Source organism: Bacteroides sp. AM07-18, from assembly GCF_003602695.1.
GTDB classification, from domain to species: domain Bacteria; phylum Bacteroidota; class Bacteroidia; order Bacteroidales; family Bacteroidaceae; genus Bacteroides; species Bacteroides uniformis.
On record NZ_QTLM01000001.1, the window covers coordinates 593,128 to 616,909 of the forward strand.

General features: G+C 42.1%; 18 protein-coding genes. 2 read left to right on the forward strand and 16 right to left on the reverse strand.

Features of this window, described 5'->3' with window-relative positions:
* Positions 1-174: 174 nt before the first annotated feature.
* On the reverse strand, positions 175-2,223 hold the full coding sequence (gene htpG, locus DW096_RS02745; RefSeq protein ID WP_022402396.1) for a molecular chaperone HtpG: 2,049 nt from the start codon (positions 2,221-2,223) through the stop codon (positions 175-177).
* A 111-nt stretch (positions 2,224-2,334) separates the two neighbouring features.
* Entirely contained in the window at positions 2,335-4,863 is a 2,529-nt protein-coding gene (locus tag DW096_RS02750; protein WP_005837192.1) for an ATP-dependent Clp protease ATP-binding subunit, read from the reverse strand.
* A 301-nt stretch (positions 4,864-5,164) separates the two neighbouring features.
* Between DW096_RS02750 and gyrA the strand changes: the two genes are divergently transcribed.
* Complete coding sequence (gyrA, locus tag DW096_RS02755; RefSeq protein WP_016273790.1) at positions 5,165-7,693, forward strand: DNA gyrase subunit A; 2,529 nt, start codon at positions 5,165-5,167, stop codon at positions 7,691-7,693.
* Between the two features lie 30 nt (positions 7,694-7,723).
* Positions 7,724-8,965: a M48 family metallopeptidase gene (locus DW096_RS02760; protein ID WP_005837195.1), complete on the forward strand. Its 1,242-nt coding sequence runs from the start codon at positions 7,724-7,726 to the stop codon at positions 8,963-8,965.
* 187 nt (positions 8,966-9,152) lie between these two features.
* Here DW096_RS02760 and DW096_RS02765 read toward each other — a convergent pair whose 3' ends face one another.
* From DW096_RS02765 to ftsY, 14 genes are all read right to left on the reverse strand, one after another.
* Entirely contained in the window at positions 9,153-10,283 is a 1,131-nt protein-coding gene (locus DW096_RS02765; protein WP_035448565.1) for a universal stress protein, read from the reverse strand.
* Positions 10,284-10,363: 80 nt separating this feature from the next.
* Entirely contained in the window at positions 10,364-10,639 is a 276-nt protein-coding gene (locus DW096_RS02770) for a DNA-binding protein (RefSeq protein ID WP_085929906.1), read from the reverse strand.
* A gap of 249 nt (positions 10,640-10,888) precedes the next feature.
* On the reverse strand, positions 10,889-11,734 hold the full coding sequence (locus tag DW096_RS02775; RefSeq protein ID WP_120028665.1) for a tetratricopeptide repeat protein: 846 nt from the start codon (positions 11,732-11,734) through the stop codon (positions 10,889-10,891).
* Between the two features lie 10 nt (positions 11,735-11,744).
* Positions 11,745-13,589, reverse strand: coding sequence for a BatD family protein (locus DW096_RS02780; RefSeq protein ID WP_118931212.1), 1,845 nt, complete (start codon positions 13,587-13,589; stop codon positions 11,745-11,747).
* Between the two features lie 21 nt (positions 13,590-13,610).
* Positions 13,611-14,321: a tetratricopeptide repeat protein gene (locus DW096_RS02785; RefSeq protein WP_044468212.1), complete on the reverse strand. Its 711-nt coding sequence runs from the start codon at positions 14,319-14,321 to the stop codon at positions 13,611-13,613.
* Complete coding sequence (locus DW096_RS02790; RefSeq protein ID WP_022402392.1) at positions 14,318-15,346, reverse strand: VWA domain-containing protein; 1,029 nt, start codon at positions 15,344-15,346, stop codon at positions 14,318-14,320. Before DW096_RS02790 ends, DW096_RS02785 begins: the two co-directional genes overlap by 4 nt.
* Positions 15,347-15,433: 87 nt before the next feature.
* On the reverse strand, positions 15,434-16,417 hold the full coding sequence (locus tag DW096_RS02795; RefSeq protein ID WP_117681144.1) for a VWA domain-containing protein: 984 nt from the start codon (positions 16,415-16,417) through the stop codon (positions 15,434-15,436).
* A gap of 95 nt (positions 16,418-16,512) precedes the next feature.
* Positions 16,513-17,592, reverse strand: a complete 1,080-nt coding sequence (locus tag DW096_RS02800; RefSeq protein ID WP_035448568.1) for a hypothetical protein — start codon at positions 17,590-17,592, stop codon at positions 16,513-16,515.
* Between the two features lie 7 nt (positions 17,593-17,599).
* Positions 17,600-18,469, reverse strand: a complete 870-nt coding sequence (locus DW096_RS02805; protein ID WP_005827747.1) for a DUF58 domain-containing protein — start codon at positions 18,467-18,469, stop codon at positions 17,600-17,602.
* A 168-nt stretch (positions 18,470-18,637) separates the two neighbouring features.
* Positions 18,638-19,633 carry a MoxR family ATPase gene (locus DW096_RS02810; RefSeq protein ID WP_005827745.1) on the reverse strand — a complete coding sequence of 332 codons (996 nt, stop codon included), beginning with the start codon at positions 19,631-19,633 and terminating at the stop codon, positions 18,638-18,640.
* Between the two features lie 193 nt (positions 19,634-19,826).
* The gene (locus DW096_RS02815) at positions 19,827-21,008 is read right to left on the reverse strand and encodes an HU family DNA-binding protein (protein ID WP_118931213.1); all 1,182 of its coding nucleotides are present in this window, start codon (positions 21,006-21,008) and stop codon (positions 19,827-19,829) included.
* A 26-nt stretch (positions 21,009-21,034) separates the two neighbouring features.
* Complete coding sequence (locus DW096_RS02820; protein WP_005827742.1) at positions 21,035-21,307, reverse strand: HU family DNA-binding protein; 273 nt, start codon at positions 21,305-21,307, stop codon at positions 21,035-21,037.
* 78 nt (positions 21,308-21,385) lie between these two features.
* A complete protein-coding gene (rimO, locus tag DW096_RS02825) occupies positions 21,386-22,684 on the reverse strand; it encodes a 30S ribosomal protein S12 methylthiotransferase RimO (protein WP_005837204.1) in 1,299 nt (432 codons plus the stop codon).
* Positions 22,681-23,640 (reverse strand): signal recognition particle-docking protein FtsY, encoded by a 960-nt coding sequence (gene ftsY, locus DW096_RS02830; RefSeq protein WP_005827738.1) that lies wholly within the window; start codon positions 23,638-23,640, stop codon positions 22,681-22,683. The genes rimO and ftsY overlap by 4 nt, the downstream gene beginning before the upstream one ends.
* Positions 23,641-23,782: the final 142 nt, after the last annotated feature.

Genomic DNA, 23,782 nt, shown 5'->3' on the forward strand with positions numbered 1-23,782 from the left:
CTATTCCGAGTAAGATAAATGTTCATTGCCCCAAATATAAACAATAGTTTCTAAAAATGCCGTATTCAACGAAGAAAATCACACCCTAATTGGTGAAAATGAATAAAAAAAGGGTATTGCGACTCCGAAGAATCACAATACCCTTGCATATATTAAATGCAAATTTAAAGGGGCTTATTTTATCAGGTCAATGCTTCTCTTGACAAAGTTGTTCAAAGCTTCACCTTTCAACATACCATTCTGCAGCAGTGCCAAATCTATCAGTTGACGGACAACCTTATTCTTGGCAGCATAATCGGCGAAGATGCCTTCTTTCTGTGTTTTCAGTTCGTCCCACTTCTTATCCAGCTCATTCACTTTATCCTTTTCGGCAGTCGGTATATCCTCATCTTTCTTGCCTTCCTGCTTCTTTTTCAGGTCAGTACGCTGCTTGTTCACTTCATCCATCTCTGCCTGAACCGGAGCAACGGCAGCAACACATTCCTTATCTTCATCTGCCAGAACTTCTTTTACCAGCTTATGGTCTGAATTCAATACCAGGTTAAACATATCCGGCATTTCGCCATAGAAGCTCATTCCAGCCTGGATATTAGCCATTTCCTTCATACGGCGCATGTACTCGCTCTGAGTTATCATGATAGGAGTGGCATTTTCGCCCAAAGCCTGCGCCGTGATGTTGAACTCCGTCTTATCCATCTTGGGCAACTGGCTCTTGAAGATGGAAGAAAGAACTTCCTGCTTGCCGGCTTCCAACGCTTCGTTCTTCTTGTCTTCCTTGACAATCAGATTATCAATAATATCGCTGTCTACACGAGTGAAGCGAACCTTTTCGAACTTCTGTTCCAACATGCTCACCACCGCAATGTCCAGCTGTCCATCCATCAACAGCACATTGTATCCTTTATTCGTAGCGGCCTCTATGTAGCTGTATTGTTCATCTTTATTGTTGGCATACAGATAAATCAGATTTCCATCCTTATCCGTCTGGTTATCTTTAATCAACGTCTTATACTCTTCGAAAGTATAATATTTGCTGTCTGTATCGGTGAAAAGGGCAAAATCCTTGGCTCTATCATAGAAATCTTCCTGCGTAAGCATTCCGTAGTTGATGAAGATTTTCAAGTCATTCCACTTTTCCTCAAACTGTTTACGGTCATTCTTGAAGATAGACTGCAAACGGTCTGACACCTTCTTCGTGATATATGTAGAAATCTTCTTCACGTTGGCATCGCTCTGCAAATAAGAACGGGAAACGTTCAATGGAATGTCCGGTGAATCGAGCACACCATGCAGCAGGGTCAAGAAGTCGGGAACAATACCTTCCACCGAATCCGTCACATATACCTGGTTGCAATAGAGCTGAATCTTATTCTTGTTCAACTCGATGTTGCTCTTCACTTTGGGGAAGTACAGAATACCGGTAAGGTGGAACGGATAATCCACATTCAGATGAATCCAGAATAAAGGTTCGTCGGACATAGGATAAAGGTCACGGTAGAACTTCTTATAATCTTCATCTTTCAATTCGCTGGGTTTCAGCGTCCACAACGGGTTGGAATCATTGATGATATTATCCTCGGCAGTTTCAACCTGCTTGCCGTCTTTCCATTCTTTCTTCTTGCCGAATGCAACCGGGATAGGGAGGAAGCTGCAATACTTCTTCAACAAAGAGGAAATGCGCGCTTCTTCAAGGAATTCCTTGCAGTCATCGTCTATGTAAAGAACGATATCCGTACCACGTTCTGCCTTATCAGTGTCTTCAATCGTAAACTCCGGACTGCCATCGCATGTCCACTTTACAGCCTGGGCGCCTTCCCGATAGGATTTAGTGATGATTTCGACTTTCTTGGCAACCATAAAAGCCGAATAGAACCCCAATCCAAAATGGCCGATGATGGCGTTGGCATCGTTTTTATATTTCTCAAGGAAGTCATTGGCGCCAGAGAAAGCTATCTGGTTAATATACTTGTCTATTTCTTCAGCCGTAAGACCTATACCATGGTCGGACACCGTAATGGTATCTTTTCCCAGCGAGACATGTACGGTTAAATCGCCAACTTCACCCTTGAACTCACCAATAGAGGAGAGCGTTTTCAGCTTCTGCGTAGCATCAACCGCGTTAGAAACCAACTCACGGAGAAAAATTTCATGATCACTATACAAGAACTTTTTAATGACGGGGAAGATATTCTCAGTAGTTACCCCAATATTACCTTTTTGCATACTACATTTATATTTTTTAGATTTATATTTTTAATTATTCCGGCAGATATAGCACAAAAAAAATGCCAGCCCATAAGGACTGACATTTTGACGGTTTTTATAAAGAACAGCTTATGCCTTCCTGATGCTCAGCTCGTCTTTTTCTTTGTCTACTGATACGTTTACCGTATCACCCGGCTGTAACTCCTCCGCCACTATCAGCTCGGAAAGTCCATCCTCCAAGTGGTTCTGAATGGCGCGCTTCAATGGGCGCGCACCAAACTGTACATCGTACCCTTTCGAAGCAAGGAATGTCTTTGCATCATCCTCCACAACCAGCTTGTAACCAATTGCTTCAACCCGTTCGTACAAACCTTTCAGCTCAATGTCCACAATCTTTGTGATGGCCTCCAAAGAGAGCTGGTCGAAAGTAATGATTTCATCCAAACGATTCAAGAATTCGGGAGCAAAGGTCTTGTTCAGAGCCTTTTGTATCACGCTGCGCGAATGTTCATTGTCATCCGTGCGGTTTTGTGCCGCAAAACCTACGCCACGGCCAAATTCCTTCAACTGCCGCGTACCGATATTGGAGGTCATAATGATAACCGTATTCTTGAAATCGATGGTTCTGCCATAATTGTCAGTCAAACGGCCTTCATCCAGTACCTGGAGCAAGATGTTGAACACGTCCGGATGGGCTTTCTCAATCTCATCCAACAAGACAATGGAATACGGCTTGCGACGAACCTTTTCGGTCAACTGGCCGCCTTCCTCATAGCCCACATATCCCGGAGCGGCACCAATCATACGAGATACGGTGTATTTCTCCATATACTCGCTCATATCGATACGTATCAAGGCATCGGCAGAGCCAAACATATATTTTGCCAATTGCTTTGCCAAATGCGTCTTACCCACACCAGTAGGGCCAAGGAACATAAAGGTTCCGATGGGATGGTTCGGGTCTTTCAACCCTACACGGCTACGCAAGATTGCTTTGGTAAGTTTCTCTATCGCAGCATCTTGAGCTATCACCTTCGCCTGTAGTTCTTCCTTCATTCCGGCCAGTTTAAGTCCTTCTGCCTGCGCCATGCGCTGTACGGGTACACCGGACATCATTGAAATAACATTGGCTATTTCCTCTTCACCTACCGTTTGGCGGTCATCCTTCAAACGGGCTTCCCACTCAACCTTCATCTCCTCCAAGCGGACAGAAAGTTCCTTCTCACGGTCGCGGTAGCTGGCAGCCAGCTCAAAATTCTGTGACTTTACAGCTTCAGCCTTCAGGCTACGTGCCTCTTCAATCAGCTTTTCCTGTTCCTCAATTTCTTTCGGAACATTAATATTCGTCAAATGCACACGCGAACCCGCCTCGTCCAAAGCATCAATAGCTTTATCCGGGAAGTTGCGGTCGGTTATATAGCGTGCTGACAACTTGACACATGCTTCCAGGGCTTCATCCGTGTAGCTCACGTTATGATGGTCTTCATACTTCTCCTTGATATTCTTCAATATCTGAAGCGTTTCTTCAGCTGTGGTAGGCTCTACAATCACCTTTTGGAAACGACGTTCCAAAGCACCGTCTTTCTCGATATTCTTTCTGTATTCATCGAGAGTGGTAGCTCCAATACACTGGATTTCACCACGCGCTAAAGCTGGTTTCAGCATATTGGCAGCATCCATGGAACCGGCAGCAGCACCGGCACCTACAATCGTATGGATTTCATCGATGAAAAGGATGACATTCGGATTTTTCTGCAACTCGTTGATGATAGAGCGGATACGTTCCTCAAACTGACCACGGTATTTTGTTCCCGCCACCACAGAGGCCATATCAAGCATCACCACGCGCTTTTCAAACAAAATGCGCGAAACTTTCTTTTGCACAATACGCAATGCCAAACCCTCTACGATGGCAGATTTTCCGACTCCAGGTTCACCGATAAGCACAGGATTGTTCTTCTTACGGCGGCTCAAGATTTGCGCCAGACGTTCAATCTCGCGTTCGCGACCCACAACCGGGTCCAGCTTGCCTTCTTCGGCAGCCCGCGTCATGTCTACGCCGAAATTGTCCAGCACAGGAGTATCATTGGACGGCTTTCTGGATGCAGCCTGTGCAGCCGAAGCCGAACCAGCTCCCCCAGTACGGGAGGAGCGGGACATATTCATATCTTCTTCATCCTCTTCATCATCCTCGGTGAATCCCATTCCCGCATTCGGATTGGTCGATTTCATCGAAAGCTGTTCAAATACAGCCTGATAATCCACCCGGTGTTCTTCCAAAACAGTTGCAGCAAGATTGTCGCCATCTTTCAAGATAGCCAGCAATACATGTTCCGTATCGGCAGTTGCACTTTTCAGCAAACGCGCTTCAAGCATACACATCTTCAATATCTTAGCCGTCATCGGGGACAAGGGCACTTCAGCGTCCGGCAAGAGAGTATCGTCCTCGGCATCCTTTAGGAAACCCTCCAGACGACTTTTTACTCGTTTTAAATCTATATCAAGTTTCAACAATATTTCAATAGCTTTTCCTCCGCCATCACGCAGCATGCCGAGCAGAAGGTGTTCCGGACCAATATAGCGATTTCTCAATCGATTGGCTTCTTCCTTGCTATAAGTAATTATGTCTGAAACTCTTTGTGAAAATTGATTGTTCATATTTTATAATTCTCCTCAATTAAAAAGGTTATCCACGACAAAGATACGCATTTATTAATTCAGCGTATCATATTTAACTGATTTAATAGTATACAAATCCCGTGCCATAAATTTCAAATCTGTTTTTCCACTTTATACCTTATATATTAATAGCAATTTGGTGAGGAATGGAGGGAGTACTTCCATATTTATATTGCAGGCAACAAAGTTTATGGAGGAAAACTTTTGTATATCGTAAAAAAGCAGTACTTTAGCGTGGTTTTTCACGAACCCGAAAATGTATAATTAATAATCTTTTTAAATGCTTGAACAAGACAGAATTATAAAGATTAACATCGAGGAGGAAATGAAGTCATCGTACATTGACTACTCTATGTCGGTCATTGTTTCACGTGCCCTTCCGGATGTTAGAGATGGTTTTAAACCCGTTCACCGAAGAATTCTTTTCGGAATGATGGGATTAGGAAATACCTCCGACAAACCTTATAAAAAATCAGCCAGAGTTGTAGGTGAAGTATTAGGTAAATATCACCCTCATGGCGACTCGTCCGTTTACGGAGCTCTTGTACGTATGGCTCAGCCTTGGGCAATGCGTTACATGTTGGTAGATGGACAAGGTAACTACGGTTCAGTAGACGGTGACAGCGCTGCTGCCATGCGTTATACAGAGTGTCGTTTGCGAAAAATTGGTGAAGACATGATGACAGACCTTGAGAAAGAGACTGTTGACATGCAGAACAATTTCGATGACTCTTTGCAAGAGCCTACCGTCATGCCGGCCCGTATTCCGAATCTTTTGGTAAATGGTGCATCTGGTATCGCTGTAGGTATGGCTACCAATATGCCGACCCATAATCTATCTGAGGTTATTGATGCTTGTATTGCATACATCGAAAACAATGACATCGATATAGAAGAGCTGATGACGTATGTCAAAGCTCCTGATTTCCCGACCGGAGGCTATATATACGGTATGAGCGGTGTTCGCGAAGCCTATCTCACGGGACGCGGACGTGTCATAATGCGTGCTAGAGCCGAAATTGAGACTGGTTCGACGCACGATAAAATCGTTGTGACAGAAATTCCCTATGGTGTCAACAAAGCTGAATTGATTAAGAATATAGCCGATTTGGCCAACGAAAAGAAAATTGAAGGTATTGCCAATGCTAATGACGAATCCGACCGTGAAGGTATGCGTATCGTTATTGATGTAAAACGTGATGCAAATGCCAGCGTTGTACTCAACAAGCTCTACAAGATGACAATGCTGCAGACATCTTTTGGTGTGAACAATGTTGCATTGGTACATGGCCGTCCACGTCTGCTGAATCTGAAGGATTTGATAAAATACTTCGTTGAGCACAGACACGACGTAGTCATCCGCCGTACTCAGTATGATTTGCGCAAGGCCAAAGAACGTGCACATATTCTGGAAGGATTAATCATTGCATCTGATAATATCGACGAAGTAATCAAGATTATCCGTGCTGCTAAAACCCCGAATGATGCTATATCAGGTTTGATGGAGCGATTCCAACTCAGTGAAATTCAGTCACGTGCCATTGTTGAAATGCGTTTGCGTCAGCTCACAGGATTGATGCAAGACCAGCTGCACGCCGAATATGAGGAAATTCAGAAGCAGATTGCTTATTTGGAAGAAATCCTTGTCAATGACGAACTCTGCCGCAAAGTCATTAAAGATGAACTGATTGAAGTAAAAGAGAAGTATGGTGACGAACGTCGCTCGGAAATTGTCTATTCATCAGAAGAATTCAATCCGGAAGACTTCTATGCAGATGATGAAATGATTATCACCATCTCGCACATGGGATACATCAAACGCACACCGCTGAGCGAATTCCGTGCGCAAAACCGTGGTGGGGTAGGCTCCAAAGGTACCGAAACCCGCGATGCAGACTTTGTAGAGCATATTTATCCTGCAACCATGCATAATACCATGATGTTCTTTACACAGAAAGGTAAGTGTTACTGGCTGAAGGTATACGAAATCCCCGAAGGTACTAAGAATTCGAAAGGTCGTGCCATCCAGAATTTGTTGAATATCGACTCTGACGATGCTGTAAACGCCTATTTGCGCGTGAAGAACTTGAACGACCAAGAATTTATCAACAGCCATTATGTATTGTTCTGTACTAAGAATGGTGTCATTAAGAAAACATTGCTTGAGCAGTATTCACGTCCTCGCCAAAATGGTGTAAATGCTATCACTATCCGTGAAGACGACCGTGTAATCGAAGTGCGTATGACAAACGGTGACAATGAAATCATCATTGCCAACCGTAACGGACGTGCCATTCGTTTCCATGAAAGTGCTGTGCGCGTTATGGGACGTACTGCCACCGGTGTACGTGGTATGACATTGGATGAAGACGGTCAAGACGAAGTAGTAGGTATGATATGCATCAAAGATCCTGAAGCGGAAACAATTATGGTTGTATCGGAACAAGGATATGGCAAACGTTCGGATATTGAAGATTATCGCAAGACCAATCGTGGAGGTAAAGGTGTGAAAACAATGAATATCACCGATAAAACGGGTAAATTAGTAACTATCAAGTCTGTTACAGATGAAAATGACTTGATGATTATTAATAAATCCGGTATTACCATCCGTCTGAAAGTCGCCGATGTTCGTATCATGGGACGTGCTACACAAGGTGTGCGTCTAATCAACCTTGAGAAACGTAATGACGAAATCGGCTCTGTATGTAAAGTCACTTCAGAAAATGAAGAGGAACTTATAGAGGAGGGGGAAGAAAATACCCTTGAAAGCCCTCAGAACGAGGTAAACAATGAAAATGAAGAATAGACATAATATTAATTTAAATTTTCTACAATCATGAAAAGAGTATTATTTTCAATGGTTTTACTACTTGTCGCAAGCTTTACTTTCGCCCAAGAAAAGAACGTAAAAGAGGCTAAAAGTATTGCTAACGGAGTAAATCCTGACTTTGCCAAAGCAGAGGAACTGATAAATCAGGCTTTAACCAATCCCGAAACAAAGGACAATGCCGAAACGTGGGATGTAGCAGGTCTTATCCAAAGAAAAAGAAGTGAGAAAGAAATGGAAAATGCCTATCTGAGAAAACCTTATGACACTCTTCAGGTATATAATAGCGCATTGAACATGTGTAAATTCTACTTCAAATGTGACGAATTGGCACAAATTCCCAATGAAAAGGGCAAAATCAAGAATAAATATAGAAAATCTAATTCTGCTACAATTTTAGCAGAACGCGGTAATCTGATCAATGGCGGTATCCAATTCTTTAATTTGGCCTCACAGAAAGAAGGCGATGCAGCCAATGAAGACAATAAAAAAGCATTAGATTTCTTTGCAACATACATTGATATTGCTATCAACCCGATGTTTGAAAAGGAAAATCTGTTACAAACAGATACTGTATTACCCCAAATAGCATATTATGCAAGTTTAGCAGCTGCTAAGATGGAAGATTATCCTAGTATTTTGAAGTATGCTCCTTATGCACAAGATGATAAAGAGGTTGGGAAATACGCTATGGAATTTATCTCTACTGCATTGAAAGCTGAAGGTGATACTGTTAAATGGATTGCTTCTTTAAAAGAAGGTATCCAGAAATATCCTGAACATTCATTCTTCTTCGGTCACTTGATTGATTATTATAGCAATAACAACAAATATGACGAAGCTATGCAGTTTGCTGATGATATGTTGGCTAAAGATCCTAACAATACATTCTATTTGTATGTAAAAGGCTACCTTTATCACAATATGAAGGACTATGATAAAGCTATTGAATTCTATAAAAAAACTATAGAAGTAGATCCTAATTATGCAGAAGCATACTCTAATTTAGGCTTGATTTACTGCTTACAAGCACAAGATTTCTCAGAAAAAGCAACTACAGATATTAATGATCCGAAGTATAAAGAAGACCAGGCTACTCTGAAGACTTTCTATGAAAAGGCAAAACCTTATTATGAAAAGGCAAGAGAACTGAAACCTGATCAAAAAGATTTGTGGTTAAATGGTCTGTATAGAGTGTATTATAATTTGCAAATGGGCCCTGAATTCGAAGAAATTGAAAAGTTGATGTAATACTTTCATAATAATAAAAGCCTAATTAAATTATTAATTAGGCTTTTATTATTGTTATATCATTAAGTAAAGAATGTTATTTCTTAAGTGAGGGAGAGAAGAAATTAAAATTAGATTAAATTATTCCAGCGCTATATTAAACATAATGCTGATATTGAACAGAAACCATATTATCCATATTCAACACCTAATTCGGTCTTCCATAAATTACCAACAATGGTGTATCAGAATGGAAAATCATCTTTCTGGCAATGCCAGGGTTAAATAAGCGCGAAAATATATTTCTTTTATAAGAAGTTAATGTTATAATATCAATATGATTACTCTTGATATAACTGTCTAAACTACTAAGCAAATTATCGTTCTTTACCACATCATAGTGTATTTCCAATTGTGGATATTGTTTTTGAAAATATTCCTTAATACCAGCCAGTTTTATTTCATTCCATGTATTTTGAACATCTGAAAGATGTATCAGAGACACTGAAAACTTAAATGATTTCAGATTATTTATTAGCGAATCAAAAGCTATTAAATCACGCTGGTCAAAATTAGTAATGAATGCAATACGCTTAGCTTCAGAAAATTGCTTGAATGGAGTATTTTCAGGAATGGCCAATACCGGTACACGGCTACGTTCAATCACTTCAGCCGTTACACTGCCGATCAAATCAATATCCTTCTGACTTTTACCACGAGTTCCCATTATGATAATGCGTGGCCGATATTCCTTGGTATAGCGGAGTACCTCTTCTTCAGGAATACCTTCACGCAAGACACAAGTATATTTAATATCTGGAAACTCGCCGGAAGCTACCTTCTCTTTTACTTTATCAGATAATGCATTCAAATCAGCATGAACTTTTTGTAAGATACTCCTTACATTCTCCTCATCACTTAGCTGATAGTTAAATACGTCTCCGTATGGCAAAGAAGTTGCATATATAGGAGTAAAATAAACATGTAGTAAAACAACTTCTGCACCTATATTCTGAGCGAAATTGAAACCGAACTCGCAAGCCTTCAAAGAGTAATTGGAAAAATCCACTGGAATCAGCACTTTATTACTAACCTTCTCCAGTTTAGGTGACTTCCCCCCCACTACCTCTTCAGATAACCACGCAGAGCTTTCAGTAATTTTCAGAGCATGAGGTAAGTCACTCTCCTTAATACGTACACGTACGCCAGAAGAAACAACCGGTTGTATCTGGTTTACATTGTGAATATAAGTCTCAATACCTTCATTTTCAAGAACATTTTTCAATATTTGAGCTTTCGCGTACGTTAAGATTGCCAAAGTAACTAATTTATCTTCCATATATCATTGATTTTGAGATTAAAACAAACAAGAAATCCCAATTGTTGTCAGCAATTGGGATTCTATCTAACTTTCTCTTCTTAAGCTCGAACAGCTTCTTCAGTCTTACCTGCCATTTCATCTAAAATTTTTAAAGCTCGCTCTAAAACAGTAGTATCATCAATCATAACCAATCCACCATCTGGTCCAGGTTCCAAGTGAATCCCAACACTTTTCCCCTCCTTAAAATTGTGTCCACCGAAAAAATTTCTTACAGTGTCAACATTCAGTCCAAGTTCATCGGCTATTCTATGCATACTACCACTAGGCAATGAGTCTTTAATCTTACGTAATTCATTAAATGTTATTGTTCTCATATTCATAAATTTAATGGTTAATACTCTGTACTTTTTATTATCACGCTATAAACTTAAGGAAAAAAAAGGATAAAACAAACTATTTCTTTATCTTTTTTCAAAAAGAATATTGCCTCTCCAAAAAATAATCATTTTCAAGTATGCAGAATTATAAGTACAGAGAAAAAGCTCCTAAAAATAGACAGAAACAGCTCGTATAAAGCAGAATTATCGGGTTTATACGAGCTGTTTTTAGAATACAGGGAAAATTTAAATACCTTCTATGGCAGAAGCTGGAATCCACCCTACTTTACCATCTTCCAAACGAATTTCTTTCCATTCACGCATAGAGTTGTCTTTTATCTCAACTTTACGTCCCTCATGAAGAATGAACAGACTTGTACCACTTTCACTGGGAGTACTACGCACTGTGACACTAGGTGCCAACACTATAGCTTCGTTACGTTCCATCAGTTCGCCTTTTTGCTGAGCAGCAAACACATTACTCAATATAACAAGAGCCAGGAATACTATTCCTGCAATAAATCCCACTTTCTTTCCCATAATCTGTTTTGAAAAGAAAAAGAGATAGAACGAAACGAGTAATAGTACAAAGAACACAATCCCCAACTTAGCCCATGCGTCTACGCTAAGACAATTAATCAACGATTTAGTCCAAGATACAAAGAAAACCTCAGGAACTGGGATTACCTTATCGATTGTCTTAGAACGTGCTATCTCCAAATTTGCACGAATATCAGCATTACCAGGTTCCAACAACAAGGCACGCTCATAATTCAATATAGCTCTTGCTATATCATCTGCCTTATAATAACTGTTGCCAAGATTATAATAGACCTCTGCAGCCTCTCCCTTCTTTAACAGATTCTCATATATTTGAATGGCAGAAGCATAATCATTCCGTATATAAGCGCTGTCACCTTCAACCTTTGTCACATTGCTTTCTTGCCTTGCAGCAGAGAATTCCGCATGTGAACCGACGGATGTAGAGTCACTAGCAGTCTGTAATGTATCTACAGATGCAGAATTCTGCCCATAGGCAGTAATTGCCATCACTAGACTAAGAGTAAAAAACAATATTTTATTCATTACCATTTCCTCCTGATTAATGTTTTATCGAGTTTTCCATTTTACTGATAACTTCCAAAGAAGCTGAATATACCTTATCCATAGCCTGGTTATCATCACCCGGAGCAAAGCGGGCAAACTCACAGTTATTCAATGCATCGAGGAATTCCTTTATCAACGCATCATTCACACCATAATTACGAAGTTCCTCTTCGATATTATCCTTAGACAAACGGGATACCGGAATGTTCAGTTTATCACTGATATACCCCCAAAGAGCCTTCAAAACCTCATCATAAAACGCATCTTTCTTATTCTCAGCCAATAATTTACCAGCTTGCTTCATACGTTTCACCGCCACTTTATTGGCTTTCTTGGTACGCATCTTTGCTACATTTGCATTGGCTGCTATTTGCTTACGATAGATGATAAAGAATGTAATGAATGCAATACCCGGTATCAAATAAAGTAACCAATACGTCAACGAACCGAAGAAGAAATCACCTTTGGGAGACAGAGTTACGTTATTCTGCTTGATAAAACGAATATCCTCGTTCAATACTTTCAGTTCTTCCTTGCTTGTAAAGTTTGCAATAGTCTGAGCAGCATTGCCTGCTCCCTTTTCCACATGCAATTCATACTCTTCCGTAGTCAACGTTTTATACGAACGGGAATTAATATCAAAATAACTGAACTTTACGGCAGGAATCTTATAAGTTCCCGCATTACGAGGAATTGCCAGATACTCAATGACCTTACTACCGGAGAGGCCCGAATTTGTCAGACGAAATTTATTGTCCACCTTCGGATCATATACTTCAAAATCCTCGGGGAATTTAACTTCCGGATTAGAAAGCAATTTCAGATTACCAGTACCAGAAATGACAAGTTTGACAGTAACAGCATCATTGGTCTTGACATTTGTACTATTGATAGAAGAAGTTATATTGAACTCTCCCACTCCTCCCGAAAAATCGGCTGGCTTACCTGCCGGCAAGGGCTTTACGTCAATTGTCAGTTGCGGAGTCAAAATAGTCTTTTTCACCTCTACGTAATTGCTTCCTCCATTGAAAAACGCCTCGAACGGATCGGATACTTGTGTAGCCTTGGCTATAGAAGCGTCAAAACGTGCTGCATCAATTGTCAGTTTACCGGCTTGTTGCGGGAACAACACAAACTGACGATAGATTGTAGACTGATAATTTCTACCTTTATAATGCTCCAATCCCCATCTTCTGTCATTAGGCAATTCTACTTCCTGAGAATGGAATCCTTTGAAGTCAGGCAATTTCACATTATCAAACATACGTAAGTCCACCAAGGTATATATCTTGTATGTCAGCAGAAAAGCCTCTTGTTCATACACCGTCATCTTACTGGCAGTAGCTGTAATAAACAAATCACTATTCGATACAGATGTCCCGGAAGAAGCGCGGCTGGCAGTGCCCTCACTCTGTTTGCCACCATTTCCAGAAGCTCCATTAGCAGCCTGATCTGCCGGAAGAACCCTTACTTGTACAGAATTCGAAACCATTTGGTTACCATCAGCAGTGATAGTGGCTCCTGGAATAGTAAAATCACCTTCTGCAGTCGCCATTAAAATATAAGTGAATGTAATACTGCTGGTTGAAGTCGTCTGCCCATTAATCATCTGCACGCTACTCTGTTGCGAGCGGCTGGGCCCCATCAACACATCAAATCCCTTCATAGAAGGAGCACGAAAGTCCCTTACCTTTTGTGTAGTCACCGTATACGACAGTCTGAACTGGTCTCCTACCGCCACAGCGTCAGGAGCGGACGCAGTAAACGATACCTTGCCATCGGCAAAGGCATTCATACTGACTGCAATCAGTGCTATCCATAAGAAAACTATTTTTCTCATATATTATTCCTATTATGTTTGTTACCAATCTTTTTCCAGACGACCTCCTTGAAGTACCTGCTGCTTTTTCACTTTATCCTGCACATCCTTCTCGTCTTGCATGACAGAGTTTAACAGCTGCTCGGCATTTTCCTTAGACATCTCATTATCTTTCTTTTCCGGCTGAGAAGGTTGTTGTTGCTGGTCTTGATTCTGTTGCTGGTCTTTCTGCTGATCCTGCTGTTTATCCTGCTCCTTCTGTTGGTCCTGTTTATCCTGATCTTGATTCTGATCCTGGTTCTGCTGCTGGTCTTGCAATTGTTTCTGTGCCAAAGCAAGGTTATAGCGCGTTTCATCATCTTTCGGATTATTGCGTAACGACTCCTTATAGGCTTCTACCGCCTTTGCATAATCCTTCTGAGAATGAAAGATGACTCCCATATTATGATAAATCTGTGCTAAGTTCGATTTGTCCTTTTCTATCTTGGTAGCTCCCACATATTGCTCCATCGCTTCCTGCAGCTTGTTCTGCTGGGTCAATGTATTTCCCAGGTTGAACATGGAAACCGTTGACTTCGGGTTTACCTCCAAAGCCTTCCGATAGTTCACTTCTGCATCCACATATACGCTATCCTTAAAAAAACGGTTTCCCTTACGGATATAATCGCGTTCCGCCTTCTGTGCAGAAGCTGAAGCTGCCACTAACAGCAGCAAAACTATTCCAATATATTTTTTCTGTAACATACGCATCATTTCTTATTAGAGAATAAATGAATGTTGCGGAACAGAGGATTCTTGCGCTCCAATATCAACATCTCAGTCAGTAACAACAGCAGAATAATCCATGCCACTGCCTGAAACTGTTCATTGAATTCCGTGTACACCTGTGTTTCCACATCTGCCTTTGCCATCTTGTTGATTTCCTGACTAATCGCTTTCTGTGCACCATTGGTATTGTCTACGCGCACATAAATACCATTTCCTGCCTGAGCAATTTCCTGACACATCTGCTCATTCAAGCGAGTAACGATTACATTACCTTCACGATCACGACGATAATCATTAGTACCCTCTATTGGAATGGGGGCACCCTCAGGCATACCTACCCCTAATACATTGACCTGGATACCTTTCTCTGCAGCAGCCTTAGCAGCTTCTACGGCACCACCTTCATGGTTTTCACCGTCGGTGATGACAATAACAGTACGTCCCACCCCTTCTTGAGGTGTAAAACTCCGGGCAGCCAGATTTATTGCAGCTCCAATTGCCGTACCTTGCTTGGAAATCAGCGAAGGGTCGATGGACTCCAAAAACATCTTGGCAGAAATATAATCACTCGTAATAGGCAACTGGGTAAATGCGTCACCTGCAAAAACAATCATACCGACCTTGTCATTCTGCATCTTATCTACCAACTGCGCCACCAGCCGTTTTGCCTTCTGCAAGCGGCTTGGCTGTACGTCTTGTGCCAGCATGGAATTGGATATATCCAACGCAATCATCACTTCCACTCCCTGGCGTTTTACCGTCTCCAGTTTGGAACCAAACTGCGGACGTGCCAGCAGTACCGTGAACAACCCAATAGCCGCAAAAACCAACCAAAACTTCACATCCGGACGGTATTTGGAAACATCCGGCATTAGCTGTGCCATCAGTATAGGGTCACCAAATTTACGAATGGCTTTCCTCCTCCGATAATTGGAGTATAAGTAGAAGGCCGCCAATAAAGGCAGCAGCAGCAACAAGTATAAATATGCAGGTTCTTCAAATCGAAACATCTTTTTATTTACAATTTAGCAATTTACAATTTACAATTTACAATTTGGCTACGCAATGACTGATACACTAAAAGACATTCTCCGTTTTTACGGTATCTTCTTCAATATAGAGTTGCGTAACAGTACCTCCAGTAATACGCACAAGAAAGCAGCCAACGCAAACCAGCGGTACTCTTCCTGGCGCTTGCTGTATTCTTTTACATTCAATTTTGTTTTCTCCAGCTTGTCTATCTCCTCGTACACTTCCTTCAACTTCGAGTTGCTGGTGGCACGGAAATAGTTACCTTCCGTTGTTCCGGCAATCTGTGTCAAAGTCTTTTCATCAATTTCGACGGGCATATTGACATATTGCACTGTTCCACCTACCGGATAAGGATAAGGAGCCATACCATTGGTTCCCACCCCAATAGTATAAACGCGAATGCCAAAACTCTTGGCTATTTCAGCAGCCGTCAAAGGAGAAATATCACCTTTATTATTGACACCGTCCGTCAGCAGAATAATGACTTTCGACTTTGCCTTGCTATCCTTCAAACGGGTAACGGCATTGGCAATACCCATACCGATTGCCGTTCCGTCTTCAATCAGCCCACACTTCATATCTTTAAGCAAGTTCAACAATACGGCATGGTCTACTGTCAACGGACATTGCGTAAAGCTTTCTCCAGCAAACAAAGTTATACCTATATTGTCATTCGGACGTCCGTTAATAAACTCTGCCGCCACATCCTTCGCCGCTTCCAACCGATTAGGTTTCAGGTCTTCGGCCAGCATACTGGTAGAAACGTCCATAGCAAGCATGATATCAATACCCTCAATCTCACTGTTCTGCCAGCTATCGGTGGTTTGCGGACGTGCCAAAACAAGAATAATCAGTATCAAGGCAATTATCCGCAATACAAACGGTACATGCAACAAATAGTTCTTATAGCTTTTAGGGGTATGGGCATACACACGGGCATCCGAAATCTGAAGCGTAGCTTCACTACTCTTCCGCTTCATAATATACCATACTATATAAGGTATAAGCAACAGCAGCAAAAATAAATATTCAATATTGGCAAAAACCATATTTATGTACGATTTAACGATTTACAATTCAGCTTCGCTCCAAACATCCTTCATTTTTCACTCATGTATATCCGATTGAAGTCACTTTTCCAGCATTAAGCAAAATAATTATACAACTCCAATCCGATATATATCAATGAACAGGCAAGAGCTACAGCCAACACCACAATACCCGCTCCCAGCAAAATCTTGGTACGCAAAGAACGTTTCTCGATAATGGTAATCTCAGTAGGCTGCGGCTTGGCATTCTCCTCTTCTTTCTCCTTGGTTTCATTAATAAAGTCAATGGCATTAATCAGGTTAGCGTCATTTTCGTTCATCAATGGATTATGCTTGGCAAATTTCACCAAATCAGCAGTCTGGAACAATTCACGCAAATCCGATATTGCTTCCTTATCTTTCATTTCCAGCAACTTATCTATGATTTCCGTAGAAGTCATTTCCAAAGCATTGAAACCAAAGCGGTCTTTTATATATGTACGAAGAGCATCAGTCAATTCCGTATAATATTCCTTCGGTTCCCCTTTCTGCCATACCTTCTCATTCTTGATACGTTCTATCTCCTGCATAGCCAACTGATGGGGAGGCAGCTTAGGTTCTACCTTCACCTTACGGATAATAGGCTTATTGTCGAAGAAGCGCATTATCAGATAGACAAGTAATATCCCTATCGGGATAATCAGCGCACCACAAGCCATAAGACCATACCAGTCTTCCCAGGCAAAAGGCGCTTGCATCACTGTTTTGGGACCGAAGAACTGTTCCGGATTCTCCGGGTCTAACGGGACATTCACCGAATATACTTTCAAGGCCAACGCTTTGGAGCGATACTTCTCATTATCCACTGTCACTTCCATAGGCGGCAGATAATAAAGAGCCGAGTCGAAAGAGGTAACTGTATACTCTTGAGTTATCAATGCACGCCGGCCATCATTCAGCAGTTGCGTATCCAGCTTGGCCACATCAATAATTTCAACCCCATTCACCAGCGTATCGGTATATACCGGGAATATGGCACGCTTATCGGCATCCAGAGATACTTGAAGCTTTATCTTTGCCTGCTCTCCAATAAGAATCTGCAAAGAGTCAATCGTAGCATCTACCGTTACCGACTGGGCTACTACCCTTCCCGACCATGCTATCAATAACGCTATCAGAAATAAATATCTTTTCATTTTCCGATTAATTTCGTTTCGCAAACAAATTCATCAATGCCTTGACATAATCCTGGTCGGTACGTACCGACACATTGTCGACATTACTCTTGGTAAACGTTTCATTCAATTCCGCCTGCTTGTTCACCCACCAATCATGATGGGCACGGCGCACGGCACGCGAGGAGGTGTCAATCCACTGCTCATGTCCCGTCTCGGCATCCCTAATCTTCATCAGTCCCACGGGTGGCAATTCTTCCACACGACGGTCGTACACCTGAACGGCAACCAGGTCATGCTTACGATTGGCAATGGTCATGGCGTTCTTGAAACTTTCCTGGTCGATGAAGTCGGACAAGACAAATGCCGTGCAACGGCGTTTCATCACATTCGTCAGATATTCCAATCCCAAACGGATGTTCGTCCTCCGGCTTTCCGCATGAAAATCTATCAGTTCGCGGATGATGTAAAGTATATGCTTACGTCCCTTCTTGGGCGGAATAAACTTCTCAATCCGGTCCGAAAAGAAGATGACACCAATCTTGTCATTATTCTGAATGGCAGAGAATGCCAGTGTAGCGGCAATTTCCGTCACCATATCCTTCTTCATCTGCTTTACCGTACCGAATTCCAAACTACCGGAAACATCTACCAACAACATCACTGTCAATTCGCGCTCCTCCTCAAACACCTTGACGTAAGGCTTGTTGAAGCGGGCGGTCACATTCCAGTCAATGTCGCGTATGTCGTCGCCAAACTGATACTCGCGCACCTCGGAGAATGCCATACCTCTACCCTTGAAGGCAGAGTGATACTGCCCGGCAAAGATATTGTTGGACAATCCGCGCGTCTTTATCTCAATCTGACGGACTTTCTTCAAAAGTTCTGTTGTTTCCATTGATTTATTTTAATAATCTCATTTAAGCACACAAGCGCAATTTAGTTTATAACAGAAACTTCCCTATGAAAAGGGGTGAGGTTTTCGGTACTCAACCCTAAGGTTTACGACGCTAAGCCTCAGGTATAGGATTGTAAACCTCAAGTTTACGAAAACCTCTATTATGCGTTAGGGCACTTCAACCTTGTTCAGTATCTTGCTGACGATTTCATCAGATGTCATATTGCTGGCTTCCGCCTCGTAAGTCAAGCCGATACGGTGGCGAAGTACGTCGTGTGCCACAGCGCGCACATCCTCCGGAATGACATAACCGCGACGCTTGATGAACGCGTAGCTACGGGCAGCCAAGGCCAAGTTGATGGAAGCACGGGGCGAACCGCCGAAACCAATCATGTCTTTCAGTTCTTTTAAATCATATTTTTCCGGATAACGGGTAGCAAATACAATATCAACAATATATTTTTCTATTTTCTCATCCAGATACACCTGGCGAACCACTTTACGAGCTTCAATAATTTCGTCTGCCTTCAAAATGGGCTTCACTTCAAATTTATCACCATTGATATTCTGACGGATAATCAGTTTCTCCTCTTCCAGCTTCGGATAGTCTATTACGACTTTCAGCATGAAACGGTCCACTTGCGCTTCGGGCAGCGGATAAGTACCTTCCTGCTCGATAGGATTCTGTGTGGCAAGCACCAGGAATGGTTTGGGCAACCCGAAAGTTTCATTGCCGATAGTAACTTGACGTTCCTGCATGGCTTCCAGCAAAGCACTCTGTACTTTGGCCGGAGCACGGTTGATTTCATCAGCCAAAACAAAGTTTGCGAAGACCGGACCTTTTTTTACTTGGAACGTTTCATCCTTCTGGCTGTAAACCATTGTACCTATTACGTCGGCAGGCAACAAGTCAGGCGTAAACTGAATGCGGCTGTATTGCGCATCAATCAACGAAGCAAGCGTCTTGATAGCTAAAGTCTTTGCCAAACCGGGCACACCTTCCAACAACACATGTCCATCGGACAACAAACCAATTAACAACGACTCTACCAGATGCTTTTGTCCTACAATGACCTGGTCCATACCTGTGGTAAGATTGGTAACGAAAGCACTTTGTCTTTCAATCCGCTCATTCAGTTCGCGGATGTCAATTGTTTCAGCCATAAATCAATCTATTTTTTAATGTTTAATTTCTTCATTTATCCGGTTTTGAACCGGCAATTATTTTTTTCGCTCCCAAAAGTACGGGAATAAATTAACCATACCAACTAATTTTTATTAAAAAACTATGCGAAACCTTTTAGATTAAACTACTTTCATAGAGTTTAGTATTTAACAAAAAAGAAGCAGTAATTTTTTACTGCTTCTTGGCTAATTTCGGTATCTTGATAGTGGTACCATAAGGTACATTATCCGGATTCTTGATTACGCCGGGATTATGCTTCACGATATAAGGCCAAAGAGCTTTTGTCCCATAAAAACGAAGCGCTACCCTAGTCAGCGTTTCCCCTTCCTTGATGGTATAAGTGGTTTCTGTTCCCACAATCGTATACCCCACAGAATCCGGCTCAAACGGTGCAACTGTCTTTTTCTGCTCTTTTTTAGGAGCGGGAGACTGTGCCTGTACATTTTCCTTTGGAGTTGTTGTAAGCGCAGGAGTTGTTGTAGCAACAATTTCTGCCACAATATCTGTCCGGGCAGGAACTACAACATCTTTTGAAACAATGCTGTCTGTCAAGGCAATATTGTCTTGACCGGCAGGGACATCCACCTTTTCAGTAACAGATTCCTTCACATCCGAGTCTGCAACCTCTTCTACAAGAGGCTTTGCAGTAAGTTTGTCAAGCAAGTCCGGATAATACATGAAAGCTACGGCACCACCACACAACAACACTACAAATACAACGATGCCTATAAAATATTTCATAGTCGAAGAATCTGCCGTATCTTTTATCACTGGCTCAGACGGTTCCGGTTCAACAGCAACTATATTTTCAGGCATTGCTTCAGGTTCAGTTTTTTCCGGTTTCTCCTCTTCAACTTCCGGTTCGGGCTCAACTAACGGCTCTTCGACTACAGTTTCCACCAAAGGTTCTTCTATCGTGGCTTCTTCCACTAAGGCAACCTTCTCCTCCACCTCTTGTTCCGGAGTTTTGATTTCAGTATCTTCATCATCTTCACTGTCATTTTCCTGCAGGGTGTCCTCAAGCACCGTAGCGTCATTCAAAACTACAGTTTCAAAATGCGAAAATGGTCTATTGATAATATCTTTCAAAGCCGATTCCGGTGTAAACGACACTTTTGTATGCCCTTGTATCTCAAACCTTTCCCCCGTATTCACATTAACGCTTTCACGACTCCCGACATCTATCAGCTTGAAAGTCCCCAAACCTCGTATCTTCACATATTTGTCCTTCTCCAAAGACTCCTCAATCAGCTGGAAGAATTCTTTCACAAAACTATCCGCATTCTTCTTGCTCATGCCATGCCTTTCAGCCAGCGTGTCAATCAGGTCTTGTATGTTCAGTTTCTCATTCATAATACGGGAGATTTTTTAAAAGCCGGTTACTTAAACTTATCCTTTAACAATGTACTCGGCTTATAGGTCAACACCAATTTGGGAGGCACCAGCATACGTTGCTTTGTAGTCGGATTCACAGATATACGCTCTGCCTTCTTTTTCACTTCGAATGTACCGAACCCTTGTATAGAGATAATATTCCCCTCCTCCAACTGCCGTGTCATATCTGCCAGCAATGAAGCAACCAGCTCAGAAGTATCTTTCAATGTGTACCCTAACCTCCGCGACAATTCAGAAGTAAACTCTTTGTTATTCAAAATGTAAGCCTTTAAATTGAACTACGGTGCTATATTAGCAAATCTTCTTCACATATGCAAGAAGATAAGGAAAAATCTTTAAATTATTCGTCCAAAAAGGTCGAAATCATCGGAATTTACTATCTCTACGTGGTAAAAGTTACCTATATGCAACGCCCTGTCTCCACGCTCAATCAAAACCTCAGGATCCACTTCGGGAGAATCAAATTCTGTACGTCCAATATAATATTCGCCTTCCAGCCGGTCAATGATTACTTTCATCTGCCTGCCTACTTTCTCCGCACTCAACTCCCCTGAAATGCCTTGTTGAATAGACATTAACTCATCCAAGCGCGCTTGTTTCACTTCCTGGGGAATAGAATCCTCATATTCAGCAGCGGCATACGTCCCTTCTTCTTCCGAATACGCAAAAGCCCCCATTCTATCGAAACGCACTTTACGGACAAACTCTTTCAGCTCCTCAAAATCGGCTTCAGTTTCTCCTGGATGCCCCACCATCAGTGTAGTACGGAGATGAATACCGGGAACCTCCTCACGGAATTGTTCTATCAGCTTATACGTCTCATCCTTCGTCACATGGCGACGCATCTTTTGCAGCATATTGTCACTGATATGTTGCAGGGCAATATCCATATATTTGCATACATTGTCACGCTCGCGCATCACACGGAATAAATCAGCCGGAAAATGTGCCGGATAGGCATAATGCAAGCGTATCCACTCCACTCCGGGAATATCCGAAATCCGCTCAACAAGCTCGGGCAACATTTGCTTCTTATATAAATCTACTCCGTAATAGGTCAACTCCTGGGCTATAACCTGGAATTCCTTTACACCCCGTGCAACCAAATACTTCACCTCGTCAAGTATCTCCTCCATCGGGCGCGACACATGCCGTCCCGTAATGATGGGAATAGCGCAATAAGAACATTTACGGTCACACCCTTCGGATATCTTCAAATAGGCATAATGCTTGGGAGTGGTCAATGTGCGCTCTATGTGCAGCTCGTCATGATAGGCCTTTCCCAAATCCTGCAACAACTCTCTCCAATTGAATTTACCATAGAATTTATCCACCTGGGGAATTTCAACGGCCAATTCCTTCAGATAACGTTCCGAAAGGCAACCCATTACATAAAGCTTCTCCAAGTTTCCTTCCTCCTTGGCCTGCGCAAATTCCAGAATCATATTAATGGATTCCTCCTTGGCGTCACCGATGAAACCGCAAGTATTGATTACGGCAATCTGTCCCTTCGGTCTTTCCGCATCATGTGTCACATGGAATCCCACTTCCTCCAACTGACGCATCAAATGTTCCGAATCCACCAGGTTTTTAGAACATCCTAAAGTGATGATATCTATAGTCTTCCGTTTCATGCATTCTCCCCGAACAGTGAATCAACAAATTCCTTTTTACGGAACACCTGCAAATCTTCCATTCCTTCACCCAATCCAATATATTTAACCGGAATTTTAAACTGGTCTGAAATGCCGATGACTACGCCACCCTTGGCTGTTCCGTCCAACTTTGTAACAGCCATTGCCGTAACCTCCGTTGCCAGAGTGAACTGCTTGGCTTGTTCGAATGCATTCTGTCCGGTTGAGCCATCCAACACAAGCAACACCTCATTCGGAGCATCAGGAACAACCTTCTTCATCACATTCTTGATTTTCGTCAGTTCATTCATCAAACCGACTTTATTATGAAGGCGTCCTGCTGTATCTATAATTACCACATCGGCATTATTGGCAGTTGCGGAACTCAGTGTGTCAAAAGCGACAGAAGCCGGGTCAGCACCCATTTTCTGCTTTACAACAGGTACACCTACCCGTTCACCCCATATCACCAACTGCTCCACAGCAGCAGCACGGAAAGTATCGGCAGCACCCAGATAAACAGACTTTCCGGCTTTCTTGAATTGATAAGCCAGTTTGCCAATCGTAGTAGTCTTCCCTACACCATTGACGCCCACTACCATAATGACGTATGGTTTCTTCGCAATCGGTGCTTCAAAGTCATCCACATCCTCCGAATTATTCTCTGTAAGCAACGCTGCGATTTCATCACGTAAAATATGATTCAGCTCAGTGGCATTCATATATTTGTCGGCTGCAGCACGCTTTTCGATACGTTCAATAATTTTCAGTGTCGTTTCCACGCCCACATCCGAAGTTATCAACACCTCTTCCAGATTATCCAATACTTCATCATCAACTTTTGACTTTCCTGCCACGGCACGCGCAATCTTGCCAAACACACTTTCTTTGGTCTTAGATAATCCTTTATCTAATGTTTCCTTTTTTTCCTTGGAGAAAAAACTAAAAAATCCCATACACTAATTATTTTTATGCAACCTATTTTCGCATTCCCTGCAAAGATAGTGCAAACCGGATGCAGAATAAAATGAACCCGTTCATTTTTTATGCCGAGGTGCAGCCTATCTTCGCATTTTCAGCAAAGATATAACAAAACTG

Bases quoted from the DNA above. Each gene is read 5' to 3' on its own strand.
- htpG (WP_022402396.1), bottom strand. From the start codon at position 2,223: ATGCAAAAAGGTAATATTGGGGTAACTACTGAGAATATCTTCCCCGTC.
- DW096_RS02750 (WP_005837192.1), bottom strand. From the start codon at position 4,863: ATGAACAATCAATTTTCACAAAGAGTTTCAGACATAATTACTTATAGC.
- gyrA (WP_016273790.1), top strand. From the start codon at position 5,165: ATGCTTGAACAAGACAGAATTATAAAGATTAACATCGAGGAGGAAATG.
- DW096_RS02760 (WP_005837195.1), top strand. From the start codon at position 7,724: ATGAAAAGAGTATTATTTTCAATGGTTTTACTACTTGTCGCAAGCTTT.
- DW096_RS02765 (WP_035448565.1), bottom strand. From the start codon at position 10,283: ATGGAAGATAAATTAGTTACTTTGGCAATCTTAACGTACGCGAAAGCT.
- DW096_RS02770 (WP_085929906.1), bottom strand. From the start codon at position 10,639: ATGAGAACAATAACATTTAATGAATTACGTAAGATTAAAGACTCATTG.
- DW096_RS02775 (WP_120028665.1), bottom strand. From the start codon at position 11,734: ATGGTAATGAATAAAATATTGTTTTTTACTCTTAGTCTAGTGATGGCA.
- DW096_RS02780 (WP_118931212.1), bottom strand. From the start codon at position 13,589: ATGAGAAAAATAGTTTTCTTATGGATAGCACTGATTGCAGTCAGTATG.
- DW096_RS02785 (WP_044468212.1), bottom strand. From the start codon at position 14,321: ATGATGCGTATGTTACAGAAAAAATATATTGGAATAGTTTTGCTGCTG.
- DW096_RS02790 (WP_022402392.1), bottom strand. From the start codon at position 15,346: ATGTTTCGATTTGAAGAACCTGCATATTTATACTTGTTGCTGCTGCTG.
- DW096_RS02795 (WP_117681144.1), bottom strand. From the start codon at position 16,417: ATGGTTTTTGCCAATATTGAATATTTATTTTTGCTGCTGTTGCTTATA.
- DW096_RS02800 (WP_035448568.1), bottom strand. From the start codon at position 17,592: ATGAAAAGATATTTATTTCTGATAGCGTTATTGATAGCATGGTCGGGA.
- DW096_RS02805 (WP_005827747.1), bottom strand. From the start codon at position 18,469: ATGGAAACAACAGAACTTTTGAAGAAAGTCCGTCAGATTGAGATAAAG.
- DW096_RS02810 (WP_005827745.1), bottom strand. From the start codon at position 19,633: ATGGCTGAAACAATTGACATCCGCGAACTGAATGAGCGGATTGAAAGA.
- DW096_RS02815 (WP_118931213.1), bottom strand. From the start codon at position 21,008: ATGAATGAGAAACTGAACATACAAGACCTGATTGACACGCTGGCTGAA.
- rimO (WP_005837204.1), bottom strand. From the start codon at position 22,684: ATGAAACGGAAGACTATAGATATCATCACTTTAGGATGTTCTAAAAAC.
- ftsY (WP_005827738.1), bottom strand. From the start codon at position 23,640: ATGGGATTTTTTAGTTTTTTCTCCAAGGAAAAAAAGGAAACATTAGAT.